Consider the following 15,436-nt stretch of genomic DNA (forward strand, 5'->3'; position numbering starts at 1 on the left):
TCTTTGCTAAACAATCACCGAATCACAAAATATTAACGATCAAAATTTACAATCATGGCAGAAAGAAATTCAAGAGGAATCTTAAAATTCAACGGAGGAGAAGGACAGAAGCTGTTAAAAATGAATTACAGTGTATCCAGATCTACAGACGTATCAGGACGTGTAGCATCAGACCCTTCTAACGCATTGATCAAAGTAACAGTAGAAGCTACTGAAAAATCGGACATCCTTGAAAGCTTGTTAAACGGTAAATACAAGCCAACAAAAGGAGAAATTACGTTCAACAAATCTCACGAAGAAGGAACATTAATCACTTTGAACTGGGAAAACGGATATGTAATCCAGCACGAAGTAGACTTCGATGCAATCGACAGCAACAGTATGCTGATCAGCTTTGTAATCAGCGCTGAAACTATCGACTACGGTACTTCTCAATACGCTGGACTATGGCCTTCTACAGGTAGTAATTAAGCCTATTCATCATCTTAGTAAAAATAAAATTGGTACAGAACAGTATACTCACCCGAGTTTACTGTTCTGTTTTTTTTTGTATAAAATCAAGCCGTTTATGACAATGTAATAAAATAATGAGTGTTTTCAAGTCTCAACCTGTGCGTGTTTATAGTAAATGGTCAGAGTGGTTTTGATTCCTGTAAAGTTGTCTTTTTAACATATTATTTCTCTTTTATGTGTAATATTAAGTAGGATTTTCTTATTTTATGACAAGGTTTAATATATTTATTTATAATGTGTTATGATTTGTTTTAAGTCTTTTGTCGTAGAATTACGACATGAAATCGTAGAACTACTACACCAAATCGTATAATTACTACACTTTTTCATATTTCTGTTCAAATGCTTTTTTTTCAAAACCAAGGGGGTTATCTTTGTTATATAATTATTGAATAACAATTTATTACTAACGACTAAAATTTACAATCATGGCAGAAAGAAATTCAAGAGGAATCTTAAAATTCAACAACGGTGAAGGACAGAAACTGTTAAAAATGAACTACAGTGTATCAAGATCTACAGACGTATCAGGACGTGTAGCATCAGATCCTTCTAACGCATTAATCAAGGTTACAGTAGAAGCTACTGAAAAGTCAGACATCCTTGAAAGCTTGTTAAACGGTAAATACAAGCCAACAGTAGGAGAAATCACTTTCAACAAATCTCACGAAGAAGGAACATTGATTACTTTGAAATGGGAAAACGGATATGTAATCCAGCACGAAGTAGATTTCGACGCAGTAGACAGCAACAGTATGCTGATCAGCTTCGTAATCAGTGCTGAAACTATTGACTACGGTACTTCTCAGTATGCAGGACTATGGCCTTCTACAGGTAAATAATCCAATACAATGTAAAGAAAAAAAGAACAGTATACCAACAGTATACTGTTCTTGTGTTTTTATACACCTCCACCCTGAACCCCGAATCTCCATCCCCGAATCTCCATCCCCGAAACCCTTCCTCAAACTACCAACTTTTACTCCTATTTTCTTATATTTGTTCATTAATCAAAATATGGACGCAACACAAGATAAAAGGCTGTTTCTCATCGATGCCTATGCGATGATTTTCAGAGGATATTACGCATTAATCAGGAATCCGAGACTTACCAGCAAAGGGCTGGATACTTCTGCGATCTTTGGCTTTACCAATTCTTTGATCGAATTGATCAGAAGAGAAAAGCCTACCCATCTGGCAGTAGTTTTTGACGTAGGACAGGCGAGTGTAAGAACTGATGACTATTCAGATTACAAAGCCAACAGAAGCGAAACTCCTGAAGCGATTAAAATTGCTGTTCCATACATCCACAGAATTCTTGAAGCTATGCATATTCCACGCCTGGGAGTGGAAGGATATGAAGCGGATGATGTAATAGGTACTATTGCATGCAAAGCAGAAAAAGAAGGGTATACCACTTTCATGGTAACACCGGATAAGGATTTTGCTCAGTTAGTAACAGATAAAATTAAGATCTATAAACCAGGCTTAAAAGGTGGTGATATCGAAATTCTTGGAGTAGAAGAAGTAAAGGCAAAATATGAGATTGAAGATCCTAAACAGGTTATCGATTTTCTTGCTATGATGGGAGATGCAGTAGATAATATTCCCGGGCTGGAAGGTGTGGGAGAAAAAACTGCGATGAAGTTCCTGAAAGAATTTGGAAATATTGAAACTTTACTAGCCAATACCGATAAGCTGAAAGGAAAACTGAAGGAGAAAGTGGAAGCTTCCGCAGAGCGTGGTATTTTATCTAAAAAATTAGCAACCATTATCTGTGATGTCCCTGTAGAATTTCATCAGGAACAATATGACCTGGAAACTCCGGATTTCGAAAAAGTAAAAGAAGTCTTTGATGAAATAGAATTCAGGAGACTTTACGAAAATCTTTACAGGGCTTTTGCTCCTGCTCCAACAGAAACGGTAGTGGTGAGCGAGGTAGAAGTGAAGCAGACTCCGGCAGGTACAGAAATCAAAGGACAGGTGATGCAGCTTGATCTTTTTGCCAATTTTGAAGAGCTGGAACAGGCTACTTCTACAAAATCGACTATTGAGCAGAACGATCATCTCTATCAGTTTATTGATAATCCAAAAGCACAGAAAAAACTGGTCGACAACCTGTTACAGCAAAAGGTTGTTTGCTTTGATACGGAAACCACTTCATTAAACGAACTGGAAGCAGAATTGGTAGGAATGAGTTTCTCTTATAAAAAAGGACTTGCCTATTATATTCCGCTTTCTGAAGACAGAGTTGAAGTGCTGCAGACATTAGAGATTTTCAGACCGTTTTTTGAAAAAGAAGACCTGCTGAAAATTGCTCACAATCTGAAATATGATTATAAAGTTTTAAAACAATACGACATTACCGTTAAAGGAGCAATGTTTGATACCATGATTGCCCATTACCTGTTGAATCCGGATGGAAGACACGGTATGGATTACCTTTCAGAAGTATACCTGAACTATAAACCCGTATCCATAGAAACCATTATCGGGAAAAAAGGTAAGAAACAGGGAAGCTTCAGAGATGCAGATCTAAGAACACAGACAGATTATGCAGCAGAAGATGCAGACATTACTTTCCAGTTGTACGAGCTTTTTGCACCACAACTGAAAAAGGAAAACCTAGAAGAGCTTTTCTTCAATATTGAAATGCCTCTGATGGAAGTTCTTGCAAAAATGGAACTGGCAGGTATTTCTCTGGACGAAAAATGGCTGGCACAGGAAAGTGTAGATCTTGAAAATGACCTGAAGCAATTAGAAACCACAATTTTTGAACTTTCCGGAGAAGAATTCAATATGAATTCACCAAAACAGCTAGGAGAAATCCTGTTTGAAAAAATGCAGCTGGATCCGAAAGCCAAAAAAACAAAGACGGGACAATATGCAACCTCAGAAGATGTTCTTCAGAAATTAAGTTCAAAACACGAGATCATCAAGCATATTCTGGAGTACAGAACCTATCAGAAATTAAAATCAACTTATGTAGATGCTCTGCCTTCACAGATTGATAAAGAAGATAACAGAGTACACACCAATTTCTCACAGACTACAGCCGCTACAGGCCGTCTGGCAAGTGTAAATCCGAACTTGCAGAATATCCCCATCAGAACTTTGAGAGGACAGCAGATCCGTGGAGCCTTTGTTTCAGGAGAAGGAAAGAAAATTATTTCTGCCGATTACTCACAGATTGAACTTCGTTTAATTGCTGAAATCTCGGGAGAAGATAATATGATCAAAGCATTCCAGGATGGAGAAGATATTCACGCTTCCACAGCAGCAAAACTCTTTAAAATTCCTCTGGAAGAAGTCTCCAAAACCCAGAGAAGCCAGGCAAAGACTGTAAACTTTGGTATTATCTACGGACAGGGAGCTTTTGCATTGGCGGAACAGACCGGATTATCCCGTACAGAAGCCAAGCAGATGATCGAAGCGTATTTTGAAACCTATCCAAAGCTAAAGGAATACATGGCCGAGCAGGTGAATAAAGCACGTCAGCTAGGTTTCGTAGAAACTATATTAGGAAGGAAACGTCATTTGAAAGATATTAATTCCAACAATTTCGTGGTGAGAGGACATGCAGAAAGAAATGCTGTAAATGCACCGGTTCAGGGAAGTGCCGCAGATGTTGTAAAGCTTGCGATGATTAAAATAGACAGGGAACTTGAAGAACAACAGTTAAAAACAAAAATGCTGCTTCAGGTACATGACGAATTGATATTCGAATCTCCTGCTGACGAGATTGAAGCCGCTTCAAAACTAATCAAAACTGAAATGGAAAATGCTTTAAAAACACAGGTTCCATTGTTAGTAGAGATTGGAGTAGGAGACAACTGGCTGGAAGCTCATTAATCAATACTATAAATCATATCTTAAATAAAAAACTTCCGTCTTTTGGGGCGGAAGTTTTATCTTTATTAGAATTAGGATACCTTTATTTTTTTCTACAGAATCGTATGCATTACTGACAATATGATCCAGAGAAACATTTTCAAATAAATATCTCTCCTTTTTCACATGAACTTTTCAATAAGCTGTTTTTTAGTAATGATAACCACTTTTGAAAGCTTCAAGTTTTATTTGCAAATCCTGTTTTATGTTCTCATTAATCGTTACCCATTGATGAGGATTATCAAGTTTGAAATCTTTGTATATACCTAGTAATTCTTCAAAATTAGTTTTAAAAAAATTTAATTTCTCAAAGATTCCGTTTTCAAAAAGGTCAGTATATCCATCAAAACGGTAAAGAAGAAATTGCTCTTCATCGGTAAGCTGTTCTTCGTAAGAAATATGAGTGGCGGTTTCAAAGATATTTTTTAAAACTACTTTATTCTCATCTAGCAGATGATATAAAATTCCTAATACAGCTCTGGATGTGATTTCTGAATCCGAATCAAGAGTATTCTTGTTTAAGACCTGTATGATATCGTGTGTATTTGCACAAGTGGAAAGCTCAATGAATACATATTCAGATTCATTCTCAGATGCCAATATGGAATCAGCCCAGCTAATAACCTTCTCTTTTCTGATCACACCATAATCTAAAAGGATTACAAAAACCTTCAGCAGATTCCCGTAATCCTTTATTGAAGCTCTTTTCATTTGAAGGCTAAATATTATATTCTATTTCACCCACATAATGCAGTGAAAAATCATCATTTTCTACAGAAACAGGATTGGGAATTACAAATCTTGTTGCAAAAATGATAGCATTCACTGGAGTATCCAGACTTAGTTCATTCAGTTTGTTTTCCAGGATTGGAAGCCATTGGTCAGCATAAGAATATTCTGCAAACTTGTCATAAAGACTAAGCCTTTCATCTTCAAAACCATACTCTATAAAGTCATCATCAAACCATTTGATATTTTGTGATTCTGCGAATTTTGAAACATACTGATCATCAGTTTCCTCTTCTATATAATAATTTTCATCCTCTTCTATGAAGCTATAAAAATCTTCTTCATTTTTGAAATACCCTAACCAGAAGTGTGAAATTTCTTTATCCATAATAATCTTTTTATTCTAATCTTTTTGATTGTTTACTTATATCAATAGCTTTTTCAAGCCGTGAAAGTCTTGTCTTTTCCTGTTTGGCACTCATAATCCAATGTATGATAACCTTTTTATAGGAAGGAGCCTGGCTTTCAAAAAAATCCCATGCAGTCTGATCATCTGTAAACTGTTTCTGATAAACAGGATCAAGAGCAACTTCTGCTTTTTCATGGGAATAAATTCCGGATTTGTTCTCTTTTCTAAGGTCAAATGCTTTTTGCCCTGCTGGGGTCATCAGTCCTGCTTTGGTGAGCTCTTCAACTTTCTTTATATTAATGTTGCTCCAGATGCTGGATGGTTTTCTTGGTGTAAAACGTATAGAATAACTTTCGTGATCTATTGATTTTCTCACACCGTCTATCCAGCCAAAACACAAAGCCTGATCTACAGATTCAGACCAGCTCATTGAAGGTTTTCCACTTCCGGTTTTGTAGAATCCCGTTAAGAGCTCTTTCTCATCCTGATGGTGCTTCTCAAGCCATTTTCTGAATGCTTCTTTTGTCCGAAAAAATGTAGGTTCCATAACTCCTGTATTTGGCTTTTACATTTAATCTGTAATATTACGAAAGTTTTCAGTCAAATAAAATCTTCTTGCCCTAAACAAAGTTCATTGATAACCCCGAAGATAAATTTTTTATCGTAATTTTATTCTGTGTTTAAATTATAAAAAATGGATTTTCTTCAGGACCATTATGCTGTCAAAAATGAATTACTACTCATTCTTATTTCTGTTATTTTAGGGCTGTTTATTGGTGCTGAACGTGAATACCGTAATAAATCTGCGGGTCTCAGAACCTTTATACTGGTTTGTTTCGGTGCTTGTCTCTTTACTATTCTTTCCATAAAAATTGGCGTTGAAAATCCGGATCGTCTCGCAGCCAATATCATTACAGGAATCGGATTTCTGGGGGCGGGTGTTATTTTCAAAGGAGACAATAAAATTGAAGGAATTACCACAGCAACCACTATTTGGGCAACGGCTTCTATTGGAATGGCGGTAGGTTCCGGATATATATACATTGCCATGTTGGGAACTGCTTTGGTATTAATCATTTTGAGTGTATTGACTTACCTGCAGAATTTCATTGATAATTATAATAAAGTAAGGGAATATAAAATTGCTGTCACTAGTTCTGCGGATATTCAATATTGTGAAAATATCTTTAAAGAACACTACCTAAAATACCTGATGATCAAACAGCAGTATTCACCGGAAAGTTTAACTGTTATCTGGCGGCTAACCGGAAAAAATACCCGTCATGAAGAAGTAATAAGACGTTTGGTAGATGACCCTAAAATTAAAGCCTATCAGTTTTAGATGAGATATAAGCAAAAAAATAAAGGCCGAAGCCTTTATTTTTATTTTTTCTTGAATACATAGAGATTCTTGTTGGGACCATCAATTTCTTTTCCTTCCATATCAAGCTGGATCAGCATATTTTCACCCACTTTATATTTATAATTGGCAGATTTTCCTTTCAAAGTAATCATGCTTCCCGTAGAATCCCATGCAAAAGATCCTTTATCCTGATTCTTTGAATTTCTGTCAAGATATTCTTCAGAAATACTGAATGTTTTATCGTTATTCAATGTTAATGAAGTCTTGATTCCCGGACAGTCAGCACAAGGAACTGTAGCTTCATAAGTACCGGCCCAGTCCAGTGCATTTTCAGAAGTGTCACCAGCTGCTGTAGGAGTAGCTTTTGTGATACTGTCTGTAGCAGCAGGTTGAACAGCTGTTGCGGAGTCCGTGGTTGTACCTGTTGTTTCAGTCGTTTCTTTTTTAGAACATGAAGCAAGGAATAAAACCGCTCCCATTCCCAACATGAGCATTTTGCTTTTCATCATAATAATTGATTTAAGTATGTTTTTAATAATAAAGTTACTTCCAATCAACAAAAACTAAGCCAGAGGGGGGGAGGGTTTAAAGTTTAATGTTTAATGTTTAATGTTGCTGGTTGATAGTTGCTGGTTTTTGGTTATGGTTAAACTTATAGATCATTAAATGAATTTTCTGCTTTCTCTTCATTAATACATTTTATTCTTTACATTTTACAAAAACCTACTCTTAACAACTTTTCCGTTTGTTTTATAAGGTCTATTCTTATTTTTCTTTGTAAATTCGGGCAAAATTTTGATTATGACAAAAAAGATACTTTTATCTGTATTTCTTTTGCCAGCTGCAATGGCATTTGCACAACAATATGGAGGAATGTGGATTCCTACTGAGCTGAATGAAAAGGAAATGAAGGATTTGGGAATGAAGATTTCTGCAAAAGATATTTTCAACCCTCAGAAACCAAGCATAAAGGATGCAGTAGTACAGTTTAACGGCGGATGTACTGCAGAGATTATTTCGCCTAAAGGACTGCTTTTAACCAATCACCACTGTGGTTTCGGTCAGATTCAGGCGCATTCTACCGTTCAGAATGACCTTCTTTCAAACGGATTCTGGGCAAAAAATACACAGGGAGAACTTCCTAATCCAGGCGTAAAAGTAGACTTTATTGTAGATATAAAAGAAGTTACTGATCAGATTTTGGAAGGCACAGACAACCTGACGGAACCGGAACTTACCAAAAGGATCAACAATAATATTGAGGTTTATAAAAACTCTCAGAAAATTGAATCTTACCAATCGATCATGGTAAAGCCAATGTATTATGGAAACAAATACTATGCTTACACCATCGAAACTTATAAAGATATCCGTCTTGTAGGAGCTCCGCCTCAAAGCATCGGGAAATTCGGAAGTGATACAGACAACTGGGTTTGGCCTAGACATACCGGAGATTTCTCTATGTTCAGAATTTATGCAGACAAAAACAACAGACCTGCAGAATATTCAAAAGACAACGTACCTTACGTTCCAAAACACTACTTACCGGTTTCTATAAAAGATAAAAACGAAAACGATTTTACTTTTGTATTCGGATTCCCGGGAAAAACTACAGAATATCTTCCTGCAGTTGGCGTAGAGAAAATCATGAAGGATATTGATCCTGCAAGAATTGCTGTACGTGATGTTGCCTTAAAAACATTGGACGAAAAAATGCGTGTTGATAATGAAACACGTATCAAATACGCTTCAAAATACGCTTCTGTAGCGAACTACTGGAAAAAATGGATCGGTGAAGTAGAAGGATTGAAAAAATCCAATGCTGTGGAGAAGAAAGTAATGTACGAAGGTTCTTTGGTCGCTAAAAATCCGGAGATCAAAAATACATTGGATCAGTTGAATAAACTGTACAATGATCAGGCTCCTTATGCTTTAAACAATGCTTATTTCACGGAAGTCGTAAAAAATGCAGAAACATTAAAGCTTGCTGGTGATTATTATGATTTTGTAGCTTCTGTAGAAGCTGGAAGAATGGATGAAAAGGAACTTACAAAGTTAAAAACAAAATTAACCTCTTTCTACAAAGATTACAGTGCAGAGCTTGATGCTAAAGTAACGGCAAAACTATTGGCTTTATATGCTAATAAAACAGCACCCCAGTTTTTACCGGCTGGTTTCAGCAAATATAAAGATGAAAGCCCGAATATTCCTGTAATAGAAGATATGTCTAAAAATTCGATCATCACAGGAAGAGCTGCTGTGAATGGGGGAACATTGACTACAGATATTGATAAAGCGTTTTCTAACCAGGATAAACTGATCAAGACTTTAAAGAAAGATCCTATTTATCAGTTGTATGTTTCTATGAAAGAAACGTATATGAAAACTGCAGATCCACAGTATACTTCAATGCAGGCAAAAATTGATGCTTTACAGAAAAAGTTCATGGCACAGCAGATGCAGACGGATAAAGACAGAAAATTCTTCCCGGATGCTAACTCAACGCTTCGTGTGACGTATGGTAAAGTAAAAGGATCTACACCTAGAGATGCAGTTTCTTACGGATACCAGACTCACCTTGCAGGAGTAATGGAAAAATATGTTCCTGGAGATTACGAATTTGATGTTCCAAAGAAACTGATTGACCTTTACAACAAGAAAGATTTTGGTAACTATAAAGATAAAACAGGTGACGTTCCTGTAGGATTCACTGCAACGAACCACACAACCGGAGGAAACTCAGGAAGCCCTGCTCTTGATGCCAACGGAAATCTTGTAGGATTGAATTTCGACAGACAGTGGGAAGGAACAATGAGTGATATCAACTATGATCCACGTTTCAGCAGAAACATCATGGTAGATACAAAATATATCCTTTTCATCATTGAAAAGTTCGCTGACTCAAAGTGGCTTGTTGATGAAATGAAAATTATAAAATAATTTTTAAAAGTTATACCTTTAAGAATCTATTTGAACTGAGTTTTGAATAGATTCTTTTTTATTTTAGATAAGATGAAAGACAGAATCATCAATGTTTTAGCCGCTTTTGAATCTGATAATATCGGGAAATCTTTTCCGCTGGATTACTGTTTGCCGCTTTATCACAGTGTTTCAGACAGAGAGCTTCCCCATATAAAACATGTGATCCGTTATAAGAATACAAAACAGTTTGAAGAAGATCTCGATCATCTTGCAAAGAATTTTCAGTTTGTGGACTGGCAGGAGTTTAAAGAATTTACATCCGGAAATTTTAAACCTAAGAAAAAGATTGCTTTATTAACTTTTGATGATGGTTTCAGAGAATTTTATGATGTTGCGGCTCCTATTTTGGAACGAAAGGGAATCTATGCCTGCAATTTTGTAAATCCAGCTTTCATTGACAATAAAGATATGATGTTCAGATGTAAGGCCAGCCTTCTTGTAGATGCAGTCGAGAGAAATAAAACGATAGATCCGGAAATTTATTTTGTTTTATCGCTTAAAAATGTGGACAGACACTTCTTACAAAAGAAAATTTTAGCAATAAATTATCAGGAAAAAGATACTTTGGACTGGCTTGCTGAAAAGCTTGAAGTGGATTTTAATGCCTATTCAAAAGAATTCAAACCCTATTTAAGTACAGAAGAGTTAAAAGAACTTACCAGAAAAGGTTTCGGAATCTCTTCGCACAGCTGGGACCACCCGAAATACGGAGACTTATCTTTGAAAGAACAGATGGAAACTACAGATAAAACTTTTGCTTATTTGAAAGAAAATGGTTTCCTCTATGAAAGTTTTGCATTTCCGTTTACTGATTTTGAAGTTCAAAAAGATTTTTTTGATGAGCTTTTTAAAAATGAAGAAATCTACTGCAGTTTTGGCTGTGCAGGGATAAAGCTGGATAGTGTGAAGAAAAATTTTCAAAGAATTCCAATGGAAATGGGAGAGAGCGGAGAGCAGATACTGAAAAAAGAAATGGCATATTTCAAACTGAAAAGGCTGATTAATAAAAATACGATCCTGAGAAAATGATAACGCTGAAAACATTCAACAGAAAAGAACTGGAAGATTTTATATCATCCGGAGCATTTTTGCAGTATGATTTTCTTCCTGTTACGAAACATCGAGCATTATCACATATTCGGAATCCTAAAGCATCGGAGGAAGATACCCTTCTTATTCTGGCTTTCTCTGAAGAAAAACTGATTGGTTATGTAGGATGTTTCCCGGATTATTTCGTCATTGATGGAAAAGAAATCCGTTATGCGTGGCTGAGCACTTTGTATGCAAACCCTGAATACCGGAAAAAAAGACCTGCAAAGGCATTGCTCAAAAAAGTTTTTGAAGAATACGAAGGCAGAATTGCCATTACAGAATTTACCAAAGAAGCAGAAGCACTTTACAATATCATGGGTATTTTTGAATATGTCTTTCCTAAAAAGGGGAAGAGGTATTATTTTAGAACCGATGCCGCTAAAATGATTCCTGAAAAAAAAACGGGAACACAACCATTGAAGCCGCTTTTTCAGACTTTGGATGCTGCTGCCAATGTATTCATCTCAATAAAAAATTTACCAGTACAGAAACCGGATTTCAAATATGAAGTTCTTCCTCGTATTGACAAAGAAAGTGCTGATTTTATGACTGAATTTTCCGGGGTACGCAATGCAGGTGAAATCAATACTTTTATAGACTATCCATGGGTTTTGGAAGGTAAAAAAGACGAGAAATATCTCTTTTCAAGCTTTGCGGGTACATTTAAATATTTTTGGATTAAGATTTTCGATCAGAATAATCAGCTCAAAGCTTGCTTACTATTACAGCTCCGCGACGGATACCTTAAAATACCCTACCTTTTTTCAACCGCTGATTTAGCTGAGGTAGTTCAGTTTTTAAATTACTTCATCGTTATCAATAAAGTGAAAGGCTTTACCAGTTACCAGACCAGACTGAACAAGGCAATACAGGAATCAAAAGCATTTTCCCATATCTATAACCGTGATTTTAAAAGAGAATATTTGTTTCATCAACAGCTGCTGGAGTTGCTTCCCGATAATTTTAATCCCAACTATCAGGATGGGGACGGGGATTGTATGATGACGTAATAAAATTATAAATTATAAATGATGAATTATGAATTATCACTGATCAATTATCATTCATCATTTAAAAAAACAAACCGCCCGATAGTGCTATCAGGCGGTTTGTTTTTTAATGTCCGAAAATATCTTTCAGACTTACTTCTTTAAATGTTCCCATTTTATTGACGGCTTCCATATTCAGATTTTCTTTTTTACCGATAATAGCTGTATTAAAATCTATGGATTTCACTTCTGTCTGATAAAAATGTCTGATATCTTCAAATTTCAGATCCTGAATCTGCTTGTAAATATCTTTCCTGAAATCATGATGAATATTCAGTTTCTTCAATCTTAAGGTGTTGAAAAATATATTATTTCGGGTAACCCTTGTTGAGGCAATCTGTTTCAGTGCGGCATTTCTGGCGTTCTCAAACTGAATAGGCACTTCAGGAAGTTCATTCATCAGTTCATTCAGAGTATCTACAGCGATCATAAGTTTGTCAGGCTGAGTTCCGATATAAGTTGTTACATAATCAGGATGGTTAAGTTCAGAGTTGGCTGCATAAGAAACATAGGCAGAATAAGCAAGACTCTTACTTTCACGCATCTCCTGGAAAACAATTGAAGATAATCCCCGTCCAAAATATTCATTAAATACATTGATCTTTCCAAAATGAAGCGGATTCACAAGATTTCCCTTTCCAATCTTGCTCATTTCCATCTGAACCATATCATAATTGATGAAATTTACATTTCCTCCGGTGGCAGGCTCTGGATATTGCTTCGCTTCCGGAATCTGAAGACTTTCAGTTTCTATATACTGACCAATATATCCCTTGAAATTCTCAAAGTTTTTACCATAGAAGAATACCTGATATGGATATTTGAAAAGCTTTTTCATTCTGTCAATGAATACTTCAGAATTGCTGCCTTCAAGTTCCTCTTTGGAAATAACATCTGTAAAACGTGAGTGAACGCCCAATTTGGTATAATTGGTTAGCGCTGTCATAATACGGTTTTTATCCTTCTTGATAGCCTCTCTGTTTTCCAGTACAGTTCCCACAAACTGATTGTAGATTTCCTGGTTTGGCTTTACATCATGCATCCAGTGTTGCAGAAGAGCAATTCCCTTTTCTATATTTTCTTCCAGTCCACTTAGAGAGATAATCAATTGGTTATTCGTGGTTTTGAAATCATTGCTGATCCCAATTTTAAAAAACTCCTTTTTTAAATCCTCAGGTGAAAGAATATCCGTACCCAGATATTGCAGCAGTTGAGTGGAAATTCCTAAATCTCTGTCATTGTCACTTCCAAAAGGAAAAATGAAATGCAGCTGTGCAATATCATTATACTTATTCTTGACGAAACTTAATTTCTTTCCGTTAAGCTGATCAGTGGCAATCTCTTTCTGATAGTCGATAAATTCAGGCTTAATATCCTCTGTCTTATCCATTAAAATCTCTCTTAAAAAATCAGACTGAGTATCCCTGTTGATTTTAACAGGCGTAATACCTGGGTTTTCAACTCTGATCAACAGGTCATTGACCCCTTTTTCTTTATTGACAACAACATAATTTTCTTTGAAAAAATCCTTGGCAAAATTTACTACATCTTCCTTCGTAAAAGCAGCATACTCATCCATCTCATTCAGTTCCTGCTCCCATGTTCTCCCTTTTATATAAGAATCATACAGAGTCGTAGCAAGCCCTTCGGCTGTTTCAAGGCCTTTCATTCTCTGAATTTTGAAATCATTGATGATTGCCGGCAGCATCCAGTCAGGGAAATCACCTTTCTTTATCAGTTCAATTTCCTCCAGAACCATGTTCTTTGCTTCTTCCAGAGTTTGATTTTCTTTAGGTACAGCTACAATAGAAAAATATCCATATTGTCTTAACCCTACAGAAAATGACTGAGCCCAAAGCATTTTTTGAGTCTGATTGATATGTAAATCCAATAATCCTGCCTCGCCTCTGTTGCTGAGGATATTCGCAACAACATCTGCAAGCATGGCATTTCTTGTTCCATAGCTTTCCGTTCTCCATGCCAGCTGAGTGCGTGGAGTAGTAGGGCTTTTCACCGTTCTTGTGACAATCTCTGTAATAGGTTGTTCAATAATCGGTGTCTTTTTCGGAAGCTCTTTATAAGGCAAAGTGCCAAAATATTGATCAACTAATTGAATAGTCTCTTCAAAATCAAGATCACCAACCAGCACCATTGCATAGTTATTAGGAACATAATATTCATCAAAATATTTGTGAATAGCCTTCATAGAAGGGTTTTTCAAATGCTCTGGTCTTCCCAGCGTTGTCTGTTGGCCGTTAGGGTGAGTAGGGAAAAGAGCATCCATCAGTTCATAGCTTACCAGCCTTGTGTCATTATCCTGAGCTCTGTTGAACTCTTCATATACAGATTCCAGTTCCGTATGAAAAAGACGAAGTACAATCTCAGAAAATCTCTCCTTTTCTATTTTCAGCCACTTTTCAAGCTCGTTGTTCGGAATATTGTTTTTATATACTGTTTCATCAAACCAGGTATGCGCATTCGTTCCGGTAGCTCCCAAAGAAGAAATGGCTTTGTCATATTCATTGGCAATAGCGTATTGGCTGGCTTCCTGAGAAACTTCATCGATCTTTTTATAGATCTCCTTTTTCTTTTCAGGATCCTGTTCTGCTTTATGCTCTTCATACAAAGCTGAAATCTGGTCCAGAAGTTCTTTTTCCTTTTCCCAGTTTTGAGTCCCGATGTGAGAAGTCCCTTTAAACATCATATGCTCAAGATAATGAGCCAGTCCCGTATTATCAGCCGGATCATTATTGCTTCCGGTTCTTACAGGAATAAAAGTCTGTATCCTCGGAGCATCGAAATTTTGAGCAAGAAAAACTTTCAGCCCATTTTTCAAAGTATAGATTCTGACGTTATTTTCGTCGTGTGTTATTGTAATATATTCGTATTGGTTTTTATCAGTATGAACCGTTTCCTTATATTTTCTGTCTGTCATATAAAACTCATTTCACTCCTTAGAATCCGGAATGCACTACAAATGTATGAAATCAAAAAAAATGTTGACCGCTTTTTATCACTATTACATCTATGGTGATAGTTGAAAAGGTAAATCATAAGAATGAAAAGCCCATTATAGAAAGGAAACAAAGGATACTGCCAGTAATTTCTTTTTTTATTTAATATCTTTCATTACTATATATAGATATAACCTTTACTATTCATTATTATATATACAATCTTTTCAGAAGCTTCATCCTGCTATCCATTCATACTCCTCGCACGGATGCTTTCCAACGCTCACACCCATCTGCTCTCCTACATATGCTGCGGGGTAACCATTTCTATCAGGGCTAGGAAGACGAATGATGAATTATAAGTTATGAATTATGAATGATGAGTTTCGGGGTAGAAGGATACAGTTGTTCGGGTTATTATGTTTCGGGTTTCAGGTTTCTATGTAGAAAAGGA

At 36.2% G+C, this 15,436-nt stretch carries 12 protein-coding genes; 7 read left to right on the forward strand and 5 right to left on the reverse strand.

Annotated elements, in window-relative coordinates; genetic code table 11:
- The first annotated feature begins 54 nt into the window (after nucleotides 1-54).
- The 3 genes from tssD (LC457_RS19040) (at nucleotide 55) to polA (ending at nucleotide 4,365) form a co-directional block, all read left to right on the forward strand.
- Complete coding sequence (gene tssD, locus LC457_RS19040) at nucleotides 55-471, forward strand: type VI secretion system tube protein TssD (RefSeq protein WP_047424455.1); 417 nt, start codon at nucleotides 55-57, stop codon at nucleotides 469-471.
- Nucleotides 472-941: 470 nt separating this feature from the next.
- A complete protein-coding gene (gene tssD / locus LC457_RS19045) occupies nucleotides 942-1,355 on the forward strand; it encodes a type VI secretion system tube protein TssD (protein ID WP_047373786.1) in 414 nt (137 codons plus the stop codon).
- A gap of 175 nt (nucleotides 1,356-1,530) precedes the next feature.
- The gene (polA, locus tag LC457_RS19050; protein ID WP_223601270.1) at nucleotides 1,531-4,365 is read left to right on the forward strand and encodes a DNA polymerase I; all 2,835 of its coding nucleotides are present in this window, start codon (nucleotides 1,531-1,533) and stop codon (nucleotides 4,363-4,365) included.
- A gap of 189 nt (nucleotides 4,366-4,554) precedes the next feature.
- Here the strand turns inward: polA and LC457_RS19055 are convergent, their stop codons facing one another.
- From LC457_RS19055 to LC457_RS19065, 3 genes are read right to left on the reverse strand one after another with little or no spacing between them, the layout of a single operon-like run.
- A complete protein-coding gene (locus tag LC457_RS19055) occupies nucleotides 4,555-5,115 on the reverse strand; it encodes a hypothetical protein (protein ID WP_223601271.1) in 561 nt (186 codons plus the stop codon).
- Nucleotides 5,116-5,122: 7 nt separating this feature from the next.
- Complete coding sequence (locus tag LC457_RS19060; RefSeq protein WP_223601272.1) at nucleotides 5,123-5,521, reverse strand: immunity 22 family protein; 399 nt, start codon at nucleotides 5,519-5,521, stop codon at nucleotides 5,123-5,125.
- Nucleotides 5,522-5,531: 10 nt separating this feature from the next.
- The gene (locus LC457_RS19065) at nucleotides 5,532-6,089 is read right to left on the reverse strand and encodes a YdeI family protein (RefSeq protein WP_223601273.1); all 558 of its coding nucleotides are present in this window, start codon (nucleotides 6,087-6,089) and stop codon (nucleotides 5,532-5,534) included.
- A 147-nt stretch (nucleotides 6,090-6,236) separates the two neighbouring features.
- Here LC457_RS19065 and LC457_RS19070 point away from each other — a divergent pair, with 147 nt between their 5' ends.
- The gene (locus tag LC457_RS19070; protein ID WP_223601274.1) at nucleotides 6,237-6,884 is read left to right on the forward strand and encodes an MgtC/SapB family protein; all 648 of its coding nucleotides are present in this window, start codon (nucleotides 6,237-6,239) and stop codon (nucleotides 6,882-6,884) included.
- Nucleotides 6,885-6,925: 41 nt separating this feature from the next.
- On the opposite strand, the gene LC457_RS19075 is transcribed toward LC457_RS19070, so the two are convergent.
- The gene (locus tag LC457_RS19075; RefSeq protein ID WP_223601275.1) at nucleotides 6,926-7,414 is read right to left on the reverse strand and encodes a copper resistance protein NlpE; all 489 of its coding nucleotides are present in this window, start codon (nucleotides 7,412-7,414) and stop codon (nucleotides 6,926-6,928) included.
- A gap of 292 nt (nucleotides 7,415-7,706) precedes the next feature.
- Here LC457_RS19075 and LC457_RS19080 point away from each other — a divergent pair, with 292 nt between their 5' ends.
- From LC457_RS19080 to LC457_RS19090, 3 genes are all read left to right on the forward strand, one after another.
- Nucleotides 7,707-9,845, forward strand: a complete 2,139-nt coding sequence (locus LC457_RS19080) for a S46 family peptidase (protein ID WP_223601276.1) — start codon at nucleotides 7,707-7,709, stop codon at nucleotides 9,843-9,845.
- Between the two features lie 72 nt (nucleotides 9,846-9,917).
- Nucleotides 9,918-10,916, forward strand: a complete 999-nt coding sequence (locus tag LC457_RS19085) for a polysaccharide deacetylase family protein (RefSeq protein ID WP_223601277.1) — start codon at nucleotides 9,918-9,920, stop codon at nucleotides 10,914-10,916.
- Entirely contained in the window at nucleotides 10,913-11,989 is a 1,077-nt protein-coding gene (locus tag LC457_RS19090; protein WP_223601278.1) for a GNAT family N-acetyltransferase, read from the forward strand. The genes LC457_RS19085 and LC457_RS19090 overlap by 4 nt, the downstream gene beginning before the upstream one ends.
- Nucleotides 11,990-12,095: 106 nt before the next feature.
- On the opposite strand, the gene LC457_RS19095 is transcribed toward LC457_RS19090, so the two are convergent.
- The gene (locus tag LC457_RS19095) at nucleotides 12,096-14,963 is read right to left on the reverse strand and encodes a pitrilysin family protein (protein WP_223601279.1); all 2,868 of its coding nucleotides are present in this window, start codon (nucleotides 14,961-14,963) and stop codon (nucleotides 12,096-12,098) included.
- Nucleotides 14,964-15,436: the final 473 nt, after the last annotated feature.

This window comes from Chryseobacterium sp. GVT01B (genome assembly GCF_019970045.1).
GTDB lineage: Bacteria > Bacteroidota > Bacteroidia > Flavobacteriales > Weeksellaceae > Chryseobacterium.

What these genes read in the sequence shown, in the direction of transcription:
- tssD (WP_047424455.1), top strand. Translation starts at nt 55, where the DNA reads ATGGCAGAAAGAAATTCAAGAGGAATCTTAAAATTCAACGGAGGAGAA.
- tssD (WP_047373786.1), top strand. Translation starts at nt 942, where the DNA reads ATGGCAGAAAGAAATTCAAGAGGAATCTTAAAATTCAACAACGGTGAA.
- polA (WP_223601270.1), top strand. Translation starts at nt 1,531, where the DNA reads ATGGACGCAACACAAGATAAAAGGCTGTTTCTCATCGATGCCTATGCG.
- LC457_RS19055 (WP_223601271.1), bottom strand. Translation starts at nt 5,115, where the DNA reads ATGAAAAGAGCTTCAATAAAGGATTACGGGAATCTGCTGAAGGTTTTT.
- LC457_RS19060 (WP_223601272.1), bottom strand. Translation starts at nt 5,521, where the DNA reads ATGGATAAAGAAATTTCACACTTCTGGTTAGGGTATTTCAAAAATGAA.
- LC457_RS19065 (WP_223601273.1), bottom strand. Translation starts at nt 6,089, where the DNA reads ATGGAACCTACATTTTTTCGGACAAAAGAAGCATTCAGAAAATGGCTT.
- LC457_RS19070 (WP_223601274.1), top strand. Translation starts at nt 6,237, where the DNA reads ATGGATTTTCTTCAGGACCATTATGCTGTCAAAAATGAATTACTACTC.
- LC457_RS19075 (WP_223601275.1), bottom strand. Translation starts at nt 7,414, where the DNA reads ATGATGAAAAGCAAAATGCTCATGTTGGGAATGGGAGCGGTTTTATTC.
- LC457_RS19080 (WP_223601276.1), top strand. Translation starts at nt 7,707, where the DNA reads ATGACAAAAAAGATACTTTTATCTGTATTTCTTTTGCCAGCTGCAATG.
- LC457_RS19085 (WP_223601277.1), top strand. Translation starts at nt 9,918, where the DNA reads ATGAAAGACAGAATCATCAATGTTTTAGCCGCTTTTGAATCTGATAAT.
- LC457_RS19090 (WP_223601278.1), top strand. Translation starts at nt 10,913, where the DNA reads ATGATAACGCTGAAAACATTCAACAGAAAAGAACTGGAAGATTTTATA.
- LC457_RS19095 (WP_223601279.1), bottom strand. Translation starts at nt 14,963, where the DNA reads ATGACAGACAGAAAATATAAGGAAACGGTTCATACTGATAAAAACCAA.